The sequence below is a fragment of the Gemmatimonadaceae bacterium genome (assembly GCA_035533755.1).
Lineage (GTDB): Bacteria > Gemmatimonadota > Gemmatimonadetes > Gemmatimonadales > Gemmatimonadaceae > JAGWRI01.
Genome location: DATLTC010000022.1, coordinates 1 through 17,522, shown reverse-complemented (window position 1 = coordinate 17,522; position 17,522 = coordinate 1). Strand labels below are relative to the sequence as shown.

16 protein-coding genes and 2 tRNA genes are annotated in these 17,522 nt (G+C 70.0%); 16 read left to right on the top strand and 2 right to left on the bottom strand.

The genetic code is table 11. The features are described from left to right. From VNE60_03815 to VNE60_03740, 16 genes are all read left to right on the top strand, one after another. Positions 1-1,179, top strand: a complete 1,179-nt coding sequence (locus VNE60_03815; protein HVB30635.1) for an acyl-CoA dehydrogenase family protein — start codon at positions 1-3, stop codon at positions 1,177-1,179. Between the two features lie 15 nt (positions 1,180-1,194). After that, the gene (locus VNE60_03810; protein HVB30634.1) at positions 1,195-2,265 is read left to right on the top strand and encodes a Glu/Leu/Phe/Val dehydrogenase; all 1,071 of its coding nucleotides are present in this window, start codon (positions 1,195-1,197) and stop codon (positions 2,263-2,265) included. Further along, complete coding sequence (rpiB, locus tag VNE60_03805) at positions 2,250-2,738, top strand: ribose 5-phosphate isomerase B (protein ID HVB30633.1); 489 nt, start codon at positions 2,250-2,252, stop codon at positions 2,736-2,738. The genes VNE60_03810 and rpiB overlap by 16 nt, the downstream gene beginning before the upstream one ends. Beyond that, positions 2,735-4,033: a serine hydroxymethyltransferase gene (gene glyA, locus VNE60_03800; GenBank protein HVB30632.1), complete on the top strand. Its 1,299-nt coding sequence runs from the start codon at positions 2,735-2,737 to the stop codon at positions 4,031-4,033. The genes rpiB and glyA overlap by 4 nt, the downstream gene beginning before the upstream one ends. Next, positions 4,030-5,376 carry an amino acid permease gene (locus tag VNE60_03795; protein ID HVB30631.1) on the top strand — a complete coding sequence of 449 codons (1,347 nt, stop codon included), beginning with the start codon at positions 4,030-4,032 and terminating at the stop codon, positions 5,374-5,376. The genes glyA and VNE60_03795 overlap by 4 nt, the downstream gene beginning before the upstream one ends. A gap of 94 nt (positions 5,377-5,470) precedes the next feature. After that, on the top strand, positions 5,471-5,857 hold the full coding sequence (locus VNE60_03790; protein HVB30630.1) for a Minf_1886 family protein: 387 nt from the start codon (positions 5,471-5,473) through the stop codon (positions 5,855-5,857). After that, positions 5,854-6,054 (top strand): hypothetical protein, encoded by a 201-nt coding sequence (locus tag VNE60_03785; GenBank protein ID HVB30629.1) that lies wholly within the window; start codon positions 5,854-5,856, stop codon positions 6,052-6,054. Before VNE60_03790 ends, VNE60_03785 begins: the two co-directional genes overlap by 4 nt. 43 nt (positions 6,055-6,097) lie before the next feature. Then, entirely contained in the window at positions 6,098-7,789 is a 1,692-nt protein-coding gene (locus VNE60_03780; protein HVB30628.1) for an NAD(P)H-hydrate dehydratase, read from the top strand. Beyond that, the gene (gene thiL / locus VNE60_03775; GenBank protein HVB30627.1) at positions 7,786-8,733 is read left to right on the top strand and encodes a thiamine-phosphate kinase; all 948 of its coding nucleotides are present in this window, start codon (positions 7,786-7,788) and stop codon (positions 8,731-8,733) included. The genes VNE60_03780 and thiL overlap by 4 nt, the downstream gene beginning before the upstream one ends. A gap of 35 nt (positions 8,734-8,768) precedes the next feature. Next, entirely contained in the window at positions 8,769-9,494 is a 726-nt protein-coding gene (locus tag VNE60_03770; protein ID HVB30626.1) for a lysophospholipid acyltransferase family protein, read from the top strand. Between the two features lie 16 nt (positions 9,495-9,510). After that, positions 9,511-10,791, top strand: coding sequence for a phosphopyruvate hydratase (eno, locus tag VNE60_03765; GenBank protein ID HVB30625.1), 1,281 nt, complete (start codon positions 9,511-9,513; stop codon positions 10,789-10,791). Beyond that, positions 10,788-11,111 (top strand): hypothetical protein, encoded by a 324-nt coding sequence (locus VNE60_03760; GenBank protein ID HVB30624.1) that lies wholly within the window; start codon positions 10,788-10,790, stop codon positions 11,109-11,111. The genes eno and VNE60_03760 overlap by 4 nt, the downstream gene beginning before the upstream one ends. A 143-nt stretch (positions 11,112-11,254) precedes the next feature. Further along, positions 11,255-12,154, top strand: coding sequence for a universal stress protein (locus tag VNE60_03755; GenBank protein HVB30623.1), 900 nt, complete (start codon positions 11,255-11,257; stop codon positions 12,152-12,154). After that, the gene (locus VNE60_03750; GenBank protein HVB30622.1) at positions 12,144-13,994 is read left to right on the top strand and encodes a heavy metal translocating P-type ATPase; all 1,851 of its coding nucleotides are present in this window, start codon (positions 12,144-12,146) and stop codon (positions 13,992-13,994) included. Before VNE60_03755 ends, VNE60_03750 begins: the two co-directional genes overlap by 11 nt. Positions 13,995-14,029: 35 nt before the next feature. Next, positions 14,030-14,103 (top strand) — tRNA-Met (locus VNE60_03745). Positions 14,104-14,183: 80 nt separating this feature from the next. Then, positions 14,184-14,257 (top strand) — tRNA-Met (locus VNE60_03740). 191 nt (positions 14,258-14,448) lie between these two features. Here the strand turns inward: VNE60_03740 and VNE60_03735 are convergent. Further along, complete coding sequence (locus tag VNE60_03735; protein HVB30621.1) at positions 14,449-17,067, bottom strand: FtsX-like permease family protein; 2,619 nt, start codon at positions 17,065-17,067, stop codon at positions 14,449-14,451. Positions 17,068-17,070: 3 nt separating this feature from the next. Then, entirely contained in the window at positions 17,071-17,424 is a 354-nt protein-coding gene (locus VNE60_03730; GenBank protein HVB30620.1) for a PadR family transcriptional regulator, read from the bottom strand. Between the last annotated feature and the right edge of the window lie 98 nt (positions 17,425-17,522).

The following is a 17,522-nucleotide window of genomic DNA, read 5'->3' as shown; positions in this document are numbered from 1 at the left end:
ATGCCCTGGGCTCTCACCCCCCTCACCGAAGAGCAGCGGGAAATCCAGAAGATGGCGCGCGACTTCGCGCGCTCGGAGCTCGCGCCGCACAGCGCCGCCTGGGACCGCGACGCGTACTTCGAGCCGTCGCTGGTGCCCCGGATGGGGGCCCTGGGCTTTCTGGGCATGATGATCCCCGAGCAGTACGACGGCCTGGGGCTCGACACGCTCACCTATCTGCTGGCCCTCGAGGAGATCGCGGCCGTGGACGCGTCGGTGGCCGTCATGATGAGCGTCCACAACTCGCTGCCCACGCAGATGCTGCTTCGCTGGGGCTCCGAGGAGCAGAAGCAGCGATACCTGAGACCGATGGCGCGCGGTGAGATGCTGGGCGCCTTCGCGCTCTCGGAGCCCGACGCGGGGTCCGACGCCGCGTCGCTGCGCACGCAGGCCGAGCGCGACGGCGACTACTGGGTGCTCAACGGCACCAAGGCCTGGGTGTCCAGCGGCACCAAGGGCGACGTGATCCTCGCCATGGCGCGCACCGATAGCGCCGGCGACCGCCGCGGCGCCCGCGGCATCAGCACGTTCATCGTCACCCCCGACATGCCGGGATTCCGGATGGGCAAGAAGGAGGACAAGATGGGCCTCCGGGCCTCGCCCACCGTGCAGCTGGCGTTCGATAACCTGCGGGTGCCGGCGGCCAACCTGCTCGGCGAACCCGGCAGCGGCTTCCTGTACGCCATGCAGTCGCTGGACAACGGGCGGCTCGGCATCGCCGCGCAGTCGGTGGGCATCGCGCGCGCGGCGCTGGAATACTCCGCGGCCTACGCGGCCGAGCGGCGGCAGTTCGGCAAGCCGATCAAGGAATTCCAGGCCATCCAGTTCAAACTCGCCGACATGGCCACCCGCGTGTCGGCGGCCCGGGCGCTGCTCCACGCTGCGGCCACGGCCAAGGATCGTGGCGCCCCCGTGACACAGTTCAGTTCCATGGCCAAGTTGATGGCCAGCGAGTCCGCCATGTGGGTGACCACCCAGGCGGTGCAGATCTTCGGCGGGTACGGATACGTGAAGGACTATCCCGTCGAACGGTTGTTCCGTGATGCGAAGGTGACGGAGATCTACGAGGGCACCTCGGAGATCCAGCGGATCGTGATTGCGCGCGAGTTGTATTCCCATCTGGCATCCTCTTCCCTCTGATTTCGAGCGACTCCGATGAAGATTTTCGATACCATCGCCGGCATGGGCCACGAACAGCTCGTGCTCTGCCAGGACGCCGCCGCCGGCTACCGCGGCCTCATCGCCATCCACAGCACCACGCTCGGGCCCGCGCTGGGCGGCACGCGCTTCTGGAGCTACGCGTCCGATGAGGACGCGATCGTCGACGCGCTGCGGCTGGCGCGCGGCATGACCTACAAGAACGCCGTGGCCGGCCTCAACCTGGGCGGCGGCAAGTCGGTGATCATCGGCGACAACAAGACCGCCAGCCGCGAGATGCTGTTCCGCGCCCACGGCCGGTTCGTGGAGTCGCTCGGCGGGCGCTACATCACCGCCGAGGACGTGGGCACGAGCACCGCCGACATGGACTTCGTGCACATGGAGACCGACTATGTGAGCGGCCTCGCCGGCCGGTCGGGCGATCCGTCGCCCGTCACCGCGCACGGCGTGTTCCGTTCCATCCAGGCCGCGGCCAAGGAGACGTGGGGTTCCGACGACCTCGCCGGCAAGACGGTGTCGGTGCAGGGGTGCGGCCACGTGGGATACTACCTGTCCAAGGAACTGCACGAGGCGGGCGCCAAGCTCGTCGTCACCGACATCGACGCCGAGCGCGTGAAGCGCGTGGTGACCGAGTTCGGCGCGCGCGGCGTGGCCCTCGACGACATCTACACGGTCGAGGCCGACATCTTCGCGCCCTGCGCGCTGGGGGCCGTCATCAACGACCATACGATCCCGCAGCTCAAGGTGGAGATCGTCACCGGTGCCGCCAACAACCAGTTGCTCGAGGAGCGGCACGGCACGGCGTTGGAGAAGAAGGGCATCCTCTACACGCCGGACTATGTGGCCAACGCCGGCGGCGTGATCAACGTGTACGGCGAACTGGCCGGCTGGACCCTGGAGCGCGCCTTCCGCAAGGCCGACGAGATCTACGACACCGTGCTCCGCGTGTTCGCCATCGCCAAGCAGGACAAGGTGCCCACGTACGTGGCCGCCGACCGGTTGGCCGAGATGCGCATCAAGACCGTGGGTTCGATGATGCGTACCTGGCCGCAGTGGCCGAACAAGTAGCGCTGATGGACGGCCGCGAGCGGATCGCCATCGCCTCGGACCACGCCGGCTTCGAGCTGAAACAACGGCTCGAAGCCGCGCTCCGCGGCATGGGCTACGAGGTGGACGACCTGGGCACCGATTCCGCGGCCTCCACCGACTACGCCGACTTCGCGCACCCGCTGGCGAAACGCGTGTCCGAGGGAGAGGTTGAGCGGGGCATCCTGCTGTGCGGCACCGGCCTCGGGATGTCGTACGTGGCCAACCGCTATCCGCGCGTGCGGGCCGCGGTGTCATGGACGCCGGAGATCGCGGCGCTGGCACGGCAGCACAACGACGCCAACGTGCTCGTGCTGCCGGCCCGGTTCGTGACCGACGACGACGCGGTGCGCATTCTCAAGACCTGGCTGGACACGCCGTTCGAGGGAGGCCGCCACGAACGGCGCGTGGTGAAGATCGAGCGGCCCCCTCTTGCGGGCGAGACGATACGATGAATCACTGGGTGGACTGGGACCGTTGCCCGCCGGGCACGGCGCTGCGCGCTGCCGATCCGGAGATCGCCGGCCTCATCATGCAGGAGATCTCGCGGCAGAACGACGGGATCGAGCTCATCGCGAGCGAGAACTTCGTGTCGCCGGCCGTGCTCGAAGCCATGGGCTCGCCGCTCACCAACAAGTACGCCGAGGGGCTGCCGGGCAAGCGCTATTACGGCGGCTGCGAGATCGTGGATCAGGTGGAGCAGTTGGCCATCGATCGCGCCAAGCAACTGTTCGGCGCCGATCACGCCAACGTGCAGCCGCACGCCGGAGCCCAGGCCAACATGGCGGTGTTCATGGCCGTGTTGAAGCCGGGCGACACCTTCCTCGGCATGGCGCTCTCCAACGGCGGCCATCTCACCCACGGCTCGCCGGTCAACTTCTCGGGCCTGCTCTACAACGCCGTGTCGTACGGCGTGACCGACGAAGGGCTCATCGACTACGACGACATGCGTGCCAAGGCCCGCGAGCACCGGCCGCGCCTGATCATTGCCGGCTACAGCGCCTATTCGCGCGTCGTCGACTTCGCGGCGTTCGCCGACGTGGCGCGCGAGGTGGGCGCCCTGCTCATGGTGGACATGGCGCACTTCGCCGGCCTCGTGGCGGCGGGCGTGTATCCGTCGCCCGTGCCATTCGCCGACTTCGTCACCAGCACCACGCACAAGACGCTGCGTGGCCCCCGCGGCGGCCTCATCCTCTGCCGCGCCGAGCACGCCAAGGCCATCGACAAGGCGGTGTTCCCGGGCACGCAGGGCGGCCCACTGGAGCATGTGATCGCCGCCAAGGCGGTGGCCTTCCGCGAGGCGCTGGAGCCCGCATTCAAGCGCTACTGCGCGCAGATCGTGGCCAACGCCCGCGCCCTCGCCGCGGCGCTCATCACCGACGGCTTCCAGATCGTGTCGGGCGGCACCGACAACCACCTCATGCTCATCGACCTCCGCAATCGCGGCGATGCGCTCACCGGCAAGCTGGCGGAGACAGCGCTCAATGCCGCCGGCATCACGGTGAACAAGAACACCGTGCCCCGCGAGACGCGCTCGCCGTTCGTGACCAGCGGCATCCGCGTCGGCACGTCGGCAGTGACCACGCGCGGCATGCACGAGCCCGACATGGTGCGCATCTCCACGCTCATCGACCGCGTGCTGCGCGCGCCGGAAGACGCCGCCACGATCGACGCCGTGCGTGCCGAGGTGCGGGAGATGGCCGCCGCGTTCCCGTTGTACCCCATGCAGGACGTCGTCGCCACGGCATGAGCGCCCCCCCGGAACGCGGCGTGCTGCCCAGACGGCTGGGATTCTGGAGCGCCGTCGCCGTGTTGGTCGGGTCCACCATCGGGTCGGGAATCTTCCGGTCGCCGGCCGGCATCGCCGACCGGCTGCCGGGTCCCCTCGCGCTGGCCTCCGTGTGGGTCATGGGCGGGCTGTTCGCCCTCTGCGGCGCCCTCACCCTGGCCGAGGTCGGGAGCGCCTATCCCGAGACGGGCGGCGTGTACGTGTACATCCGCGAAGGCTTCGGCCGCATGCCGGCCTTCCTGTTCGGATGGTCGGAGCTGGTCATCATCCGCGCCGCGTCGCTCGGCGCCATCGCCATCACCTTCGCCGAATACGCCTTTCGCGTGGCCGGGTACGATCCGACCACGGCTCCCATCGACAACTACGCGCACTATCTGGCGGCGGTGGCCATCGCCGCGCTCGGCGCCGTGAACATCATCGGCGTGAAGTGGAGTTCGCTGGTGCTCAACCTCACCACGGTTGCCAAGTACGGCGGCCTGCTGTTCATCATCCTGTTCGCGCTCGCCATCGGCCTGCCGCGCACCGGGGGCTACTACACGCCGGTCGCTCCCGCCGGCAGCTTCGCCCTGCCGGCGTTCGGCCTCGCGCTCGTGTCCACGCTCTGGGCGTACGACGGATGGGCCGACCTGAGCTTCGTGGCCGGCGAGGTGCGCGATCCGCAGCGCAACATCCCGCGGGCGCTGATCACCGGCACCCTCGCCGTGATCGGCATCTACCTGCTGGCCAACCTCGCGTATCTGGCCGTGATGCCGGTGAGCGAGGTGCGCCGCTCGCCCCTCGTGGCCGCCGACGTGGCGCAGCGCCTGCTCGGCACCCCGGGCGTGGCGTTCGTGGGCGTTACGGTGATGCTCTCCACCTTCGGCACCCTCACCGGCTCGTTGCTCACGGCGCCGCGCATCTTCTTCGCCATGGCCGACGACGGGCTCTTCTTCCGGCGCGTGGCGGCCGTCCATCCCAAATTCCAGACGCCGTACGTGGCCATCGGACTGAGCAGCGCGCTCGGCGTCATCTTCGTGCTGCTGCGCAGCTTCGAGCAGCTGGCCGACACGTTCGTCACCGCGATCGTGCCGTTCTACGCGCTCGGCGTGGCGTCGATCTTCGTGCTGCGGCGCCGCCAGGGCTACCGTCCGGCATTCCGCGTGCCGGGGTATCCCGTGGTGCCGCTCCTGTTCGTGATGTCCACCGTCTACCTGCTGGTTAACGCGCTCGTTTCGCCGTCCAGCCGCTGGGCCACGGCTGCCGTGCTCGGCGTTGTCGTGGCCGGCATCCCGGTGTACTACGCCACCGTCGGACGGCGCCGGTGAATTGGGGAGTTGTGATCGGGCGGCAAACCCCGCATAATGTCACGCGTCGGGCAACGGCGCCCGGCATTCACCGACTGACACCGGTTGAGAACCCGTGGCTGAGCTGACCTTTCGCGATGGCATCATGGACCGCATCCTGCTCCACGAGCGGCGGTTCGACGAGCGTGCGTACCTGTTCGTGCTCGCCTCGCTGGAGTACTGCCAGCAGCGGCTGCCCGAGCGCCGCCACATCTCGGGGGCCGAACTGGCCTGCGCCTGTCGCGACCTCGCCCTCGAACGGTTCGGCGTCATCGCCCGCCTCGTGCTCGAGCACTGGGGCATCCACAGCAGCGCCGACATCGGCGACGTCGTGTTCACGCTCGTCGAATTGGACCTGCTGCTCAGCCAGCCCACCGACAACCGCGACGAGTTCGTCGATGCATTCGACTTCGACGACGCCTTCGAGCGCGGCTATCCGTGGTGCGGAGCCATCCACGCGTGACCACGCCGGGCATCGAGTGGCCCGCCTGCCGCAAGTGCGGCGCCGGCACGCTCCTGCCACTCAGCGACTACGGCCGCGACGGCGCGCCCATCACCTACAAGGCGTGGGCCTGCAGCAACCCCGAGTGCGGATTCAACGTGCGCATCGACAACGGCGAACTCAGCTACGGCCGTACGGTGGGCCCGTCGCAGAAATAGCCGCGCCGCACCGCGCGGCGCCGCCATGCGCCGCCTCCGCGCCATGACCGGTCCCCGGCTCCTCGTTCGCGTTGTCACCGCTGCCCAGGCCGCGGCACGCGACGCGGCCGCCATCGCCGCCGGCACGCCCTCGCGTGCCCTCATGGAAGTGGCCGGCGTCAGCGCGGCGGTCGAGATCGAGCGCCGCTTCGGCCCCCTCGACGATCGTCCGGTGCTCGTCTGCTGCGGGCCCGGCAACAACGGAGGCGACGGCTGGGTGGTGGCCCGCGTGCTGGCCGCGCTCGGCATCCCGGTGGACGTGTGCGAAGCGGTGGTGGCCCGCACCGCCGATGCGGTGTCCGCGCGCCAGAGCGCTCGCGCCGCGATTCCGCACCCGCCGCGAGAGGTCGCCATCGCCCAAGCACGCGCCACCCGCTACCACGTCGTGGTCGACGCGCTGCTCGGCACCGGCTCCGCCGGCGCCCCGCGCGGCGCGATCGCCGACGCCGCGGCGCTGGTTACCGCGCAGCGCGACGCGGGCACCCGCGTGGCCGCCATCGATCTGCCCACCGGGCTCGAGGCCACCACCGGCGACGCCACGCACGCGCTCACCGCCGACCTCACCCTCACCTTCGGCACCGTGAAGCGCGGACAGCTGGTGTCGCGTGGGGTGTGCGGCAATCTCGTGGTGATCGACATCGGCCTCGGCGAGCACGCCGCGCTGCCCGACGACGCGCCGCTCCTGGTGGACGAGCCGTGGGTGGCGCAGCAGGTGCCGGTCATCCACGCCGACGCGCACAAGGGAGCGCGCCGCAAGGTGGTGATCGTGGGCGGCGCCGAGGGGATGTCGGGAGCCGCCATCCTCGCCGCGCGCGCCGCGCTGCGCAGCGGCGCCGGCATGGTGAAGGTGTTGGCCGACCCCGCGTCGCTCGACGCCGTGCGCCGCGCCGATCCCGCCGCGCTCACCGGTCCATGGCCCCTCACCGATGCGGCGGTCGACGACCAGATCGCCGGGTGGGCCGACGCCGTCGCCATCGGCCCCGGGTTGGGCAACACGCCGCGGTCACGCGAACTCGTGGCCCGCATCCTCGGCCGCTGGCGGGGTCCCGTGGTGCTCGATGCCGACGCGCTCAACGTGTTCGCGGGCGATCTCGAGCCCCTCGCCGCGCTGCTCGGCGGCCGCCCCGCGATTCTCACGCCGCACCCGGCCGAATACGCGCGCCTCTCGCAGACCACCGTTCCCGAAGTGCTCGAGCGCCGGTTCGACATCGGGCGCGGCACCGCGGTCCGCCTCCGCGTGGCGCTGCTGCTCAAGGGCACGCCCACGGTGATCTTCTCGCCCGACGGCGCCGCCCGCCTCGTGAGCGCCAGCGGCACGCCGGTGCTCGCCACCGGCGGCAGCGGCGACGTCCTCACCGGGATCACCGTCACGCTGCTCGCGCAGATGGGCCAGGCCACGCCGGCTGCCGCCTGCGCCGCGTGGGTGCACGGCCGCGCGGCGGAGCGCGCGCAGTTCGGCGCGCCGCGCGAGGCCGCGCCCTTCAGCGCTGATCTCGACGAGTCCCTCGGCGACGGCGACGACCGCTCCGGGTACGCGTTGTCATGGCCCGGGGGCGCGCAACTGCCGCGTCGCGATGCCCGGGGGCTCACGCTCGACGACGTGCTCCACGCGCTGCCCGACGTCTGGCGCCTGCGGTCGGACGTGCCGGCGCCTCCCGTGCTCGCCGAGCTGCCGGCGGTGGAACGGCGCTCGTGACCGGTGACCGCCACGTGGCGCTGGGCGCCGGCGCCGAGTTCGACGCCATTCGGCGGCTGCTCCACCGGCTGGATGCCCGCAGCGCCGGCACGGGAGACGACGCGGCGCTGCTGGCGGTGCCGCCGGGTCAACTCCTCGTGGCCAGCATCGACGTCACCGTCGAGAACGTGCACTTCCGGCGTCCCTGGCTCACGCCGACGGAAATCGGCTACCGCGCCGCCACGGCGGCGCTCAGCGATCTCGCGGCCATGGCGGCGCGTCCGCTTGGCATGCTCACGGCGTTCGTGATCCCGGACAGCTGGCGTGACGCGCTCGACGCGCTCGCCGACGGCATCGGCGAGGCCGCGGCAGCCGCCGATACCATCGTGGTGGGGGGTAACCTGTCGGAGGGTTCCGAACTGAGCATCACCACCACCGTGCTGGGCCACGCCGCGCACCCGCTTCCGCGAGCGGGAGTCGGCGCCCACGACACGCTGTACGTGACCGGCCGCCTGGGCGGCTCGGGCGCGGCGCTGAGCGCATTCCTTGGCGGGCGCCCGCCGGCCCCCGCATACCGCGAGCGCTTTGCCCATCCCAAGGCGCGGATCGCGGAGGCGTTGTGGCTGGCCGAGGCCGGCGCCACTGCCGCAATCGATATTTCCGACGGTCTGGCGGCCGACGCCGGCCATCTCGCGGCGGCCAGCAAGCGGTGCATCGACCTCGACCTGGCGGCCATTCCGGTGGTGGACGGGGTGTCCCCCCTCGACGCGCTGGCCAGCGGCGAGGAGTACGAACTGCTGGTTTCCGCTCCGGGATCGCTCGACGGGGCGGCCTTCGCCGCGCGGTTCGGCATTCCGCTCACGGCGATCGGACGGGCCGTTCCCGGCGAGCCGCATCTGGTTTTCGTGAATGACGGCGGGCGCCGCGTTGCGGCGGGGCGGGGGCACAGTCACCTTTCGGCGTGATGCGAACCCTCGCTACGCTGATCACAGTCATATTCATGACCTTCACGCTCGGCCCGATCGTGCTCGTGGCCAGCCTGCTCGGCGTGCGCGAGAAGCCCGGCGGCTTGTATCAGCGCAGCATGCGGCTCTGGTCGCGCGCCGTGTGTCGCGTGGCCGGCGTGCGGATCGTGGTGCACGACGGCGCCGGCATCCACGAGCGGCGCGGCGCGGTGTACATCGCCAACCACGTGAGCTGGTTCGACGTCCTGGCCATGGCCGCCACCCTGCCGCGGTACAGCTTCGTGGCCAAGCGCGAACTGCGACGGATCCCGGTGTTCGGGGCGGCGTGTGCCGCGGCGGGTATCGTGTTCCTCGACCGGGACAACGCCAAGCAGGCCTTCCAGTCGTACGCCGGCGCCGCGGCGCAGGTCAGGGACGGCCTCTCGGTGGTGGTGTATCCCGAGGGCACCCGCGGCGCCTCGTACGCGCTCCGGCCCTTCAAGCGGGGCCCGGTCGTGCTCGCCATCGCCGCCGGGGCCCCGGTGGTCCCCACCGTGGTGCACGGCGCCCGGGAGGTCATGCCCAAAGGGTCGTTCCGCATCCGTCCCGGCGTCATTCACTTACATTTCCTCGAGCCGATCCCCACCGCGGGACTGTCGTACGACGACCGCGGGGCGCTCACGGCGCGCGTCTGGAGCCGCATGGCCGAGGCGCTCGATGAGCATTACGGGGTGCAGCCGTCACGCCTTGCCACGTCCACGCCCAACGAACGCGTCGTCTGACCAACTTCCACTCGCCATGACCACCATCACGCAGATCCACGCCCGCGAGATCCTCGACAGCCGCGGGAACCCCACCGTCGAAGCCGACGTCTTCCTGTCCAACGGCGTCATGGGCCGCGCCGCGGTGCCGAGCGGCGCCAGCACCGGCGAGAACGAGGCCGTGGAGCTGCGCGACGGCGACGAACTGCGCTACGGCGGCAAGGGCGTGCGCAACGCCGTGCAGCACGTGGAGGAGACGATCGGCCCCGCGCTCGCCGGCATGGATCCCACGCGGCAGCTCGAGATCGATGCCGTGATGATCGAGATGGACGGCACGCCCAACAAGGCCAACTTCGGCGCCAACGCGATCCTGTCGGTGTCGCTGGCCACGGCGCGGGCCGCCGCCCAGAGCGTGGGCCTGCCGCTGTACCGCTACCTCGGCGGCCCGCTGGCGCGCGTGATGCCCGTGCCGATGATGAACATCCTCAACGGCGGCGCGCACGCCACCAACACCGTGGACTTCCAGGAGTTCATGATCGTCCCCGTGGGCGCCGAGACGTTCAGCGACGCGCTGCGCACGGGCGCCGAGGTGTTCCATGCGCTCAAGAAGGTGCTGGTCAAGCGCAAGCTCGCCACCGGCGTGGGCGACGAGGGCGGATTCGCCCCCGACCTCAAGAACGACGAGGAGGCGCTGCGCGTGGTGGTCGAGGCCATCGAGGCGGCGGGCTACGCGCCCGGCACCGAGGTGGCGATCGCGCTCGATCCCGCCGCGAGCGAGATCTTCAAGGACGGCAAGTACACCTTCAAGAAGAGCGGCGGCGCCACGCTCGATGCGGCGGGCATGATCGAACTCTACGGCCGCTGGCTGGAGGAGTACCCCATCGTGTCCATCGAGGACGGGCTGGCCGAGAACGATTGGGAAGGATGGGCGGCGCTCACCGAGGCGCTGGGCGACCGTTGCCAGCTCGTGGGCGACGACATCTTCTGCACCAACGGCGATCTGCTCGCCCGCGGCATCAGCGAGGGCGTGGCCAATTCGATCCTCATCAAGGTCAATCAGATCGGCACGCTCAGCGAGACGCTGGAGACCATCGACATGGCGCGCGGCGCCGGCTACCTGTCGGTGATCTCGCACCGCTCGGGCGAGACCGAGGACACGTTCATCGCCGACCTCGCCGTGGCGAGCGGCGTGGGACAGATCAAGACCGGCTCGGCCAGCCGCACCGATCGCATCGCCAAGTACAACCAGCTGCTCCGCATCGAGGAGGAGTTGGGCGGGGCGGCGGAGTTTCCGGGCGGCGCCATCTACGGACTGTGACCCCCAAGCGCCGCGTTCCGCGCGGCCTCAAGGCCGCGATCTGGGCGATTGTCGGGATCGCGGCGCTCGCCTTCGCCGTGCAGGGCGGCGAGTACAGTACGCTGGATCTGCTGCGCCAGCGAGGGCAGGCGCGCGTGCTGCGCGCGCAGATCGATTCTCTGCAGCACGAGGTGGACACGTTGGCCCGGTACCGCGACCGGGTGCTCCACGATCCCGCGCTCCAGGAGCGCATCGGGCGCGAGGAGTTCGGTTGGGTGCGCGGGAACAAGGAGATGCTGTACCGGCTCGTGGATCCCGACAGCACGGCGGGGAAGCCATGATCTGTGGGGAATTGTCCCACAACGACGGGGAATTCTTCGGGCAGCGAACCGGCAAATCCGGGACATCTATAGGCAACACGCTCCGGTAGCATTCCGGCGTCGCTCGGCGAGCACCACCGCAGGCCAGTATCCGGAGGGGGCGCATGACCACCGCACAGCACCCGTTGGACGGCAAGTTGAGGATCGTGTTGCTGGCGAGCGATGGCTCGTCGGCCATGGAATCGACGATCACCGTGGCCCGGCAGCTCGCGGCGCGCGACGCCGCCAAGGTGCGGGTGGTGACCGCCGTGGAGGCGCTGCCGGCCGTCACGCCCGAGGGTAATCTGCCGCTGACCCCGGAAATCGAGCAGGCGCGCCACCAACAGTTCGAACAGCGCGTGCGCGACCAGCTCTCGCGACTGGTGCCGGAGTCGTCCGTCTGGACGGTGGAGCAGATCGACGGACCGCCCGATGCGACGATCGCCCGCGTGGCCCACGACTGCCATGCCGATCTCATCGTGCTGGGGTTGGGAGAGCACCGGATGGTGGACCGCTGGTTCGGTGGCGAGACGGCGCTACGCGTGCTGCGGCTGGCCGACGTCCCCGTGCTCGCGGTGGGGCCCAAGGCCACCGCCTTGCCCACGCGTCTGGTGGCCGCGATGGACTTCAGCGAGACCAGCGAACGCGCGCTGCTGGCCGCGCTGCCGCTCCTCGGCGACGGCGCGAAGATCACGATGGCGCACGTCGTGCCGCGCGACATCTCGATGGGCGTGTGGCCGGCGTGGGACGACGCGTACGAGAACGCCGTGAAGACCAGTTTCATCGAGACCCGCAAGCGGCTGGCGATCCCCGGGCACATCGCCGTCGACGAGGTGGTGCTCTACGGCGATCCGGCGCGGGAACTGCTGGGCTACGCCGAACGCACGCAGGCCGATCTGATCGTGACCGGGACGCACGGGCACAACATCATCGTTCGCACGCTGCTCGGCCGCACGTCCACCAAGCTCATCCGCGGCGCGCGGTGCTCCGTGTTCGCGATCTCACCGGAGCGGCGTGCGCACTGAGTTCCTGAGAAGCCGCGCCGTCGTCCTGCCCGTTGCCACGCTGGCGGTCATCATCGCCGGCGCCGTGGCGCGCGCCGGTCCCGCGGGCGGAGCGGCCAGCCGCTGGGTGTGGCTGGGCGGTCTGATCGTGGTCGGCGCGCCCGTGGTCTGGCGCACGCTCCGCGGCGCGCTGGCCGGCCACTTTGCCACCGACCTCGTGGCCATGCTCGCCATCGTCGGCGCTGTGCTGCTGGGCCAGCCGTTGGCGGGGCTCGTGGTGGTGCTCATGCAGACCGGCGGCGAGGCACTCGAGCACTACGCCGAAGGCCGAGCATCGCGCGCCATTCGCGAGCTCGAGGCGGCCGCGCCGCGCACGGCGCATCGCCTGGCCGACGGCGCCGGCGTGATCGACATCGTCGTGGACGACATCCAGGTGGGCGAGCTGCTCCTCGTGCGGCCGGGCGAACTGGTGCCCTGCGACGGCGTGGTGACCGACGGCCATTCGCTGGTGGACGCGTCGCGGCTCACCGGCGAGCCGATGCCCGTGGACGCGCAGGCGGGCGTGGCGCTGATGAGCGGCAGCGCCAACGGCGAGGGCGCGCTCACCATTCGCGCCACGGCGCTGGCCAACGAGAGCCAGTATGCGCGCATCGTCGACCTGGTGCGGCACGCGCAGGAGAGCAAGTCGCCCCTGCAACGGCTGGCCGACCGGTACGCGGTGTGGTTCACGCCGCTCACGCTCGGCGTCTGCGCGCTGGCGTATGTCACCACCGGAGACTGGGTGCGCGTGCTGGCGGTGCTCGTCGTGGCCACCCCGTGCCCGCTCATCCTCGCCACGCCGATCGCGATCATCGGCGGCATCAATGCCGCGGCCCGGCGCATGGTGATCGTGCGCAATGGCGGCGCGCTGGAGCAGTTGAGCGCCGTGGACACCGCCGTGTTCGACAAGACAGGCACGCTCACCGTGGGCATGCCCGCCGTGAGCCGCGTGGTGCCGGCCAGGGGCTTCACCGAGGAGAGCCTGCTGCGGCTGGCGGGCGCGGTGGAGCAGGGATCGGGGCACCTGCTGGCGCGCACGATCGTGCAGGAGGCCGAGCGCCGCGCGGGCGTGCTGCCCGCGGCACGGCACCTCCGCGAGTCGCCCGGGCGCGGGCTCTCCGGCGACGTCGAGGGGCACGAGGTGGCGGTGGGCGCGCGTTCGTACATTCTCGAGCAAGGGCGCATGGCGGTGGAGGTCGTGGCCGAGTTGGAGCGTGGCGGGAGCGGGCTACGGGCGTACATCGCGGTGGATGGCCAACTGGCGGGCATCGTCGAATACGCCGATCGCGTGCGGCCCGGCATCGCCGAGGTGTTCGCCGACCTGGCGCGGCTGGGCATCCGGCACACCCTGCTCCTCTCGGGCGATCATGCGCCCAACGCGCGGGCGGTGGCAGCCGAGGTGGGGATCAGCGAAGTGCACGGCGATCTCCTGCCCGAGGACAAGGTGGCCGTGGTGAATCGTCTGCGGCACGAAGGCGCGCGCGTGATGATGGTGGGCGACGGCACCAACGATGCGCCGGCGCTCACCGCCGCCGACGTCGGGATCGCGCTGGCGGGCCACGGCGGCGGCATCACCGCCGAGGCCGCGGACATCGTGATTCTCGTGGATGAGCCGGCGCGCGTCGTGGAGGCCATCCGGATCGGGCGGCGCACCATGCGCGTGGCGCGGCAGAGCATCTGGGTGGGACTGGGGCTGAGCGGGGTGGCCATGCTCTTCGCGGCGCGCGGGTACATCGTGCCCACCGTGGGCGCCCTGTTGCAGGAGGCGATCGACGTGGCGGTGATTCTCAATGCCCTGCGCACGAGTCGCGATCGGGCTTGACGGGGTTCCCCGCGGGACTAGGTTTCGGGTACTGACGCGGGGTGGAGCAGCCTGGTAGCTCGTCGGGCTCATAACCCGAAGGTCGCGGGTTCAAATCCCGCCCCCGCTATTAGCCGGCCGGTCCGAAAGGGCCGGCCGGTTTCTGTTGAGCGAGGCTGTGATTAGGTTATCGGCCAGCGCAGGAGACGGGGCAGGGTAGCTCAGGTGGTTAGAGCACGGCACTCATAATGCCGGGGTCGTGGGTTCGAGTCCCACCCCTGCTACTTTTACAAGTCGTTGATTTACAATGTGTTACGATGTCATCTGGTCGGCCTGAAGTCGCAGTTATGCCGCTTCTATGCCTTCGGTATCGTTGCTGTTCCGCCCTCTGCAGCTATCCGCGTCGGGCATAAAAAAGGGCATAGAGAAACCAGCGACGATCCCGGCGGCCCGCACGTCGAGTTTCTGCGGATCGCTATTCCGCCCGGAGCGTATCCACCGGGTTGACCCGGGCCGCGCGTAGTGCCGGCGGGATGCCCGCCGCGACGGTCGCCCCGAAGAGTGCGACCATGGCCCCCAGCATGAACGCCGGCGCCAGCGCGTCGTACCCGAACAGATAGTGGGCCAGCAGGCTTTCCGCCCAGTTGGCGAAAATGAGCCCTACGGCCAGCCCGAGCAACGCCGTAGCGTTCCCGTCGTGCAGCACCAGGCGTACGATGTCGCGTGCCTGTGCTCCGAGCGCGATGCGCACCCCGAACTCGCGGGCCCGTTGCTCGGCGGCATAGGCGGCCACGCCGTACACGCCGATGAGCGCCAGCAGCATGCCGATGGCGGCGAACAGGCCGAACAGTGACCCGACGAAATCGTACATCTTGGTGACTGGAGCGAACCCGGTGACATCGTCCCACGTTGCGATGGCGGGAACGCCGCTCGGGTAGTCCGCCGCCATCCGCTGACGCAACCGCCCCACGAACGCCGAGGGGTCCCCCTTGGTCCGGATGACGTACTGGGTGGCGCGCATTCGCGGGCGGTAGGCCGCGCCGTTCGCGATGAGGATTGTGGGCTCCGAACAGGGGCCCTCCACACATTCGATACTGAAAATCGGCTGGCGAATCACGCCGACTACACGCATCCAGGGCCCCTGTGGCGAGAACTCCATCAGACGCCCGATCGGGTCGGCGCCCGGCCACAGCCAGTGCGCGGCGATCTGGTCGATGATCACGGACGGGAGTGGGCCGTCTTCGCTGGTGTGGAAGTCGCGTCCACGGACGACGGGAATCCGGAGTGCGCGCAAGTAATTGGGTGCGACCTCGGCAATTCGCGCCGCGGCCGTGAGGGTAAGCGGCTCGCCTCCCCCGGGATCGTCGATGCGGATCCGGCCCCCGATGAACCATGGCCACTGCGCCGTGGCCGCAACCACTCCCGGCATGGCCCGGAGTCGCCGCAACTCGTCGTACCGTTTCGCGACGACGGCCTCGGTCGGCGGGCGGCCGTAGTCGCCGACATTGCCGGGTTGCAGCGATGCCTCTCGTACCTCGACCTGGAGGAGATGGTTGGCGTCGTATCCGTAGTCAACGACGCGAATGCGCCCCGCGACGGCGCCCAGCATCGATGCCGAGACGATCAGCGTCAGCGCACCGGCGACCTCGGCGACCACGAGTAACCGAAAGCGGGTCCGCCCACCCGTTGTGTGCCGGCCGCTCGCCCCCTTCAGAATCGTGCCGACGTCGGCGCGCATCAGCCCTACGATGGGCGCCACACCCAGCGCCGCGGCCGCCACGACGGTGAGTCCCATGCCCGCCGCCACCACACGCCACGACAGTTGGGGCTCGACCAGGCCGAGGTACTGCAGGTTGGCGGGCAGCGTGGCGCTCAGAATGTGTATCGTCCAGAGCGACAGGAGCACCCCCAGCGTCCCGCCGGCGACCGCGATGAGCCCGCTCTCCGCGAACAGGAGTCGCGCCACCTGCCATCGGCTGGCGCCGAGCGCCATCCGCGTGGCAAGCTCGCGGCTCCGGGCCATGCCCCGGGCGACGAGCAGATTCGCGATATTCGCGCAGGCGATGAGCAGGACGGCGAAGGTGGCCACGGCGAGCGCCGCCACGAGGTCGAGGTTCCGCGCTGGTGAGACGACCGCAGGAGTCAGATCGAAGTGTGCGAGGCGCGAATGATGCGGATCGAGGCGCGCTGCCAGGACATTGAGTTCCGCCAGCAAGGCCTCGCGCGAGAATCCGGGTCTCAAGCGCAGCAGGGCAACCCCACGGGCATATCCTGACGGCAGGAAGAGGTCCGTATTCACCGGCGGCGCCCCGTCATGGGGGACGACACCGATCACGGTGTACGTCGCCGTGGAGGCGGGCCAGAGGATCGAGAGGGAGAAGGGAGCGAACGTCTGGCGCCCGTCCGAGATCTGACGCCAGAGACGCTCGCTGATCACCACCACACGCTGACTGACGGCAGTGGAATCGTGGAACAGGGTGCCGTAGAGCGGGCGGCTCCCGACCACGTCGAAGAAGTTGCCCGCGATATCCGTCTCGGTCACGCGTAGGTGCTGGGTCCCCGTCTGAATGGCGACGGGGGGCGACATCCCGTCGTCGAGCCACATGCTCGCCGCGGAATAGGTGCGACCGGACGTGCCCAAGACCTGGCGGAGGTCGGCTCCGGTTGGATGGGACGGAGCGTCGCCCGGGAGGTCTGGGGCCTTGTCGAATCTGGCGAGGACCAGCTGCTCCGGATGCGGGAAGGCCATCTCGGGATGGATGATCGCGTCAATCAGGCTCGACATCGTGGTGTTGGCGGTGATCGCGAGCGCCAGCGCCAGAATGCTGAACGTCGCGAACGCCTTGCTCCGGCGGAGCGTGCGGAAGGCGATGCGCATATCGGCCCGCAGGTGATCCCAGCAGGCCGCTCGCCAGATCGCCCGCACATCCTCGCTGGTGCGGCTCAGGTTCCCGAACCGGCGCCGTGCCGAGGCGGCGGCCTCGTCGGCGGTCCCGCCCGTTACCTCGGCCTCGAGCTCCAGATGATCGCGCAGCTCCCGCGCGATCTCGTCGTCAGAAGGTCGCCGGGAACCTCGGGAGAGGCGGTCGAACACGTGTCACCCTTCCGTGGCGGGTTGCATCACCCGGCCAATGGCGCGCACGATTTCCTCCCACTTGGTCTCCTGTGTTAGGAGTTGCTTGCGGCCGCGGGCCGTGAGCCGGTAGCACTTGTACTCGCGCGTCCGGCCAGCGGGAACTTCCCACTTGGACGCGATCCACCCGGCGCGCGCGAGACGGTGCAGCGCCGGGTACAGCGAACCGTGCTCCACGGTGAGCACGTCGTTCGTGGTCTGACGGATGTACGTGGCGATGCCGTGTCCGTGCGCTGGCCCGAAGACGAGGGTCTTGAGGATCAACATGTCGAGAGTGCCCTGGAGTAGCTCGGGGCGGTCGGGACGGCGGGTGGGCATGGGGCAGGTAGAGGGTCTACCAGACTATGGTCGACGGTCTACCATTCTGTCAAGAATGCCGCGTTAGAACGTCTGAAGCGTGGGCGCGGAACCGGTGC

Excerpts from the sequence above, each read along its gene's own strand:
- VNE60_03780 (HVB30628.1), top strand. The coding sequence starts at position 6,098 with ATGACCGGTCCCCGGCTCCTCGTTCGCGTTGTCACCGCTGCCCAGGCC.
- VNE60_03815 (HVB30635.1), top strand. The coding sequence starts at position 1 with ATGCCCTGGGCTCTCACCCCCCTCACCGAAGAGCAGCGGGAAATCCAG.
- VNE60_03795 (HVB30631.1), top strand. The coding sequence starts at position 4,030 with ATGAGCGCCCCCCCGGAACGCGGCGTGCTGCCCAGACGGCTGGGATTC.
- glyA (HVB30632.1), top strand. The coding sequence starts at position 2,735 with ATGAATCACTGGGTGGACTGGGACCGTTGCCCGCCGGGCACGGCGCTG.
- VNE60_03755 (HVB30623.1), top strand. The coding sequence starts at position 11,255 with ATGACCACCGCACAGCACCCGTTGGACGGCAAGTTGAGGATCGTGTTG.
- VNE60_03810 (HVB30634.1), top strand. The coding sequence starts at position 1,195 with ATGAAGATTTTCGATACCATCGCCGGCATGGGCCACGAACAGCTCGTG.
- eno (HVB30625.1), top strand. The coding sequence starts at position 9,511 with ATGACCACCATCACGCAGATCCACGCCCGCGAGATCCTCGACAGCCGC.
- VNE60_03730 (HVB30620.1), bottom strand. The coding sequence starts at position 17,424 with ATGCCCACCCGCCGTCCCGACCGCCCCGAGCTACTCCAGGGCACTCTC.
- VNE60_03770 (HVB30626.1), top strand. The coding sequence starts at position 8,769 with ATGACCTTCACGCTCGGCCCGATCGTGCTCGTGGCCAGCCTGCTCGGC.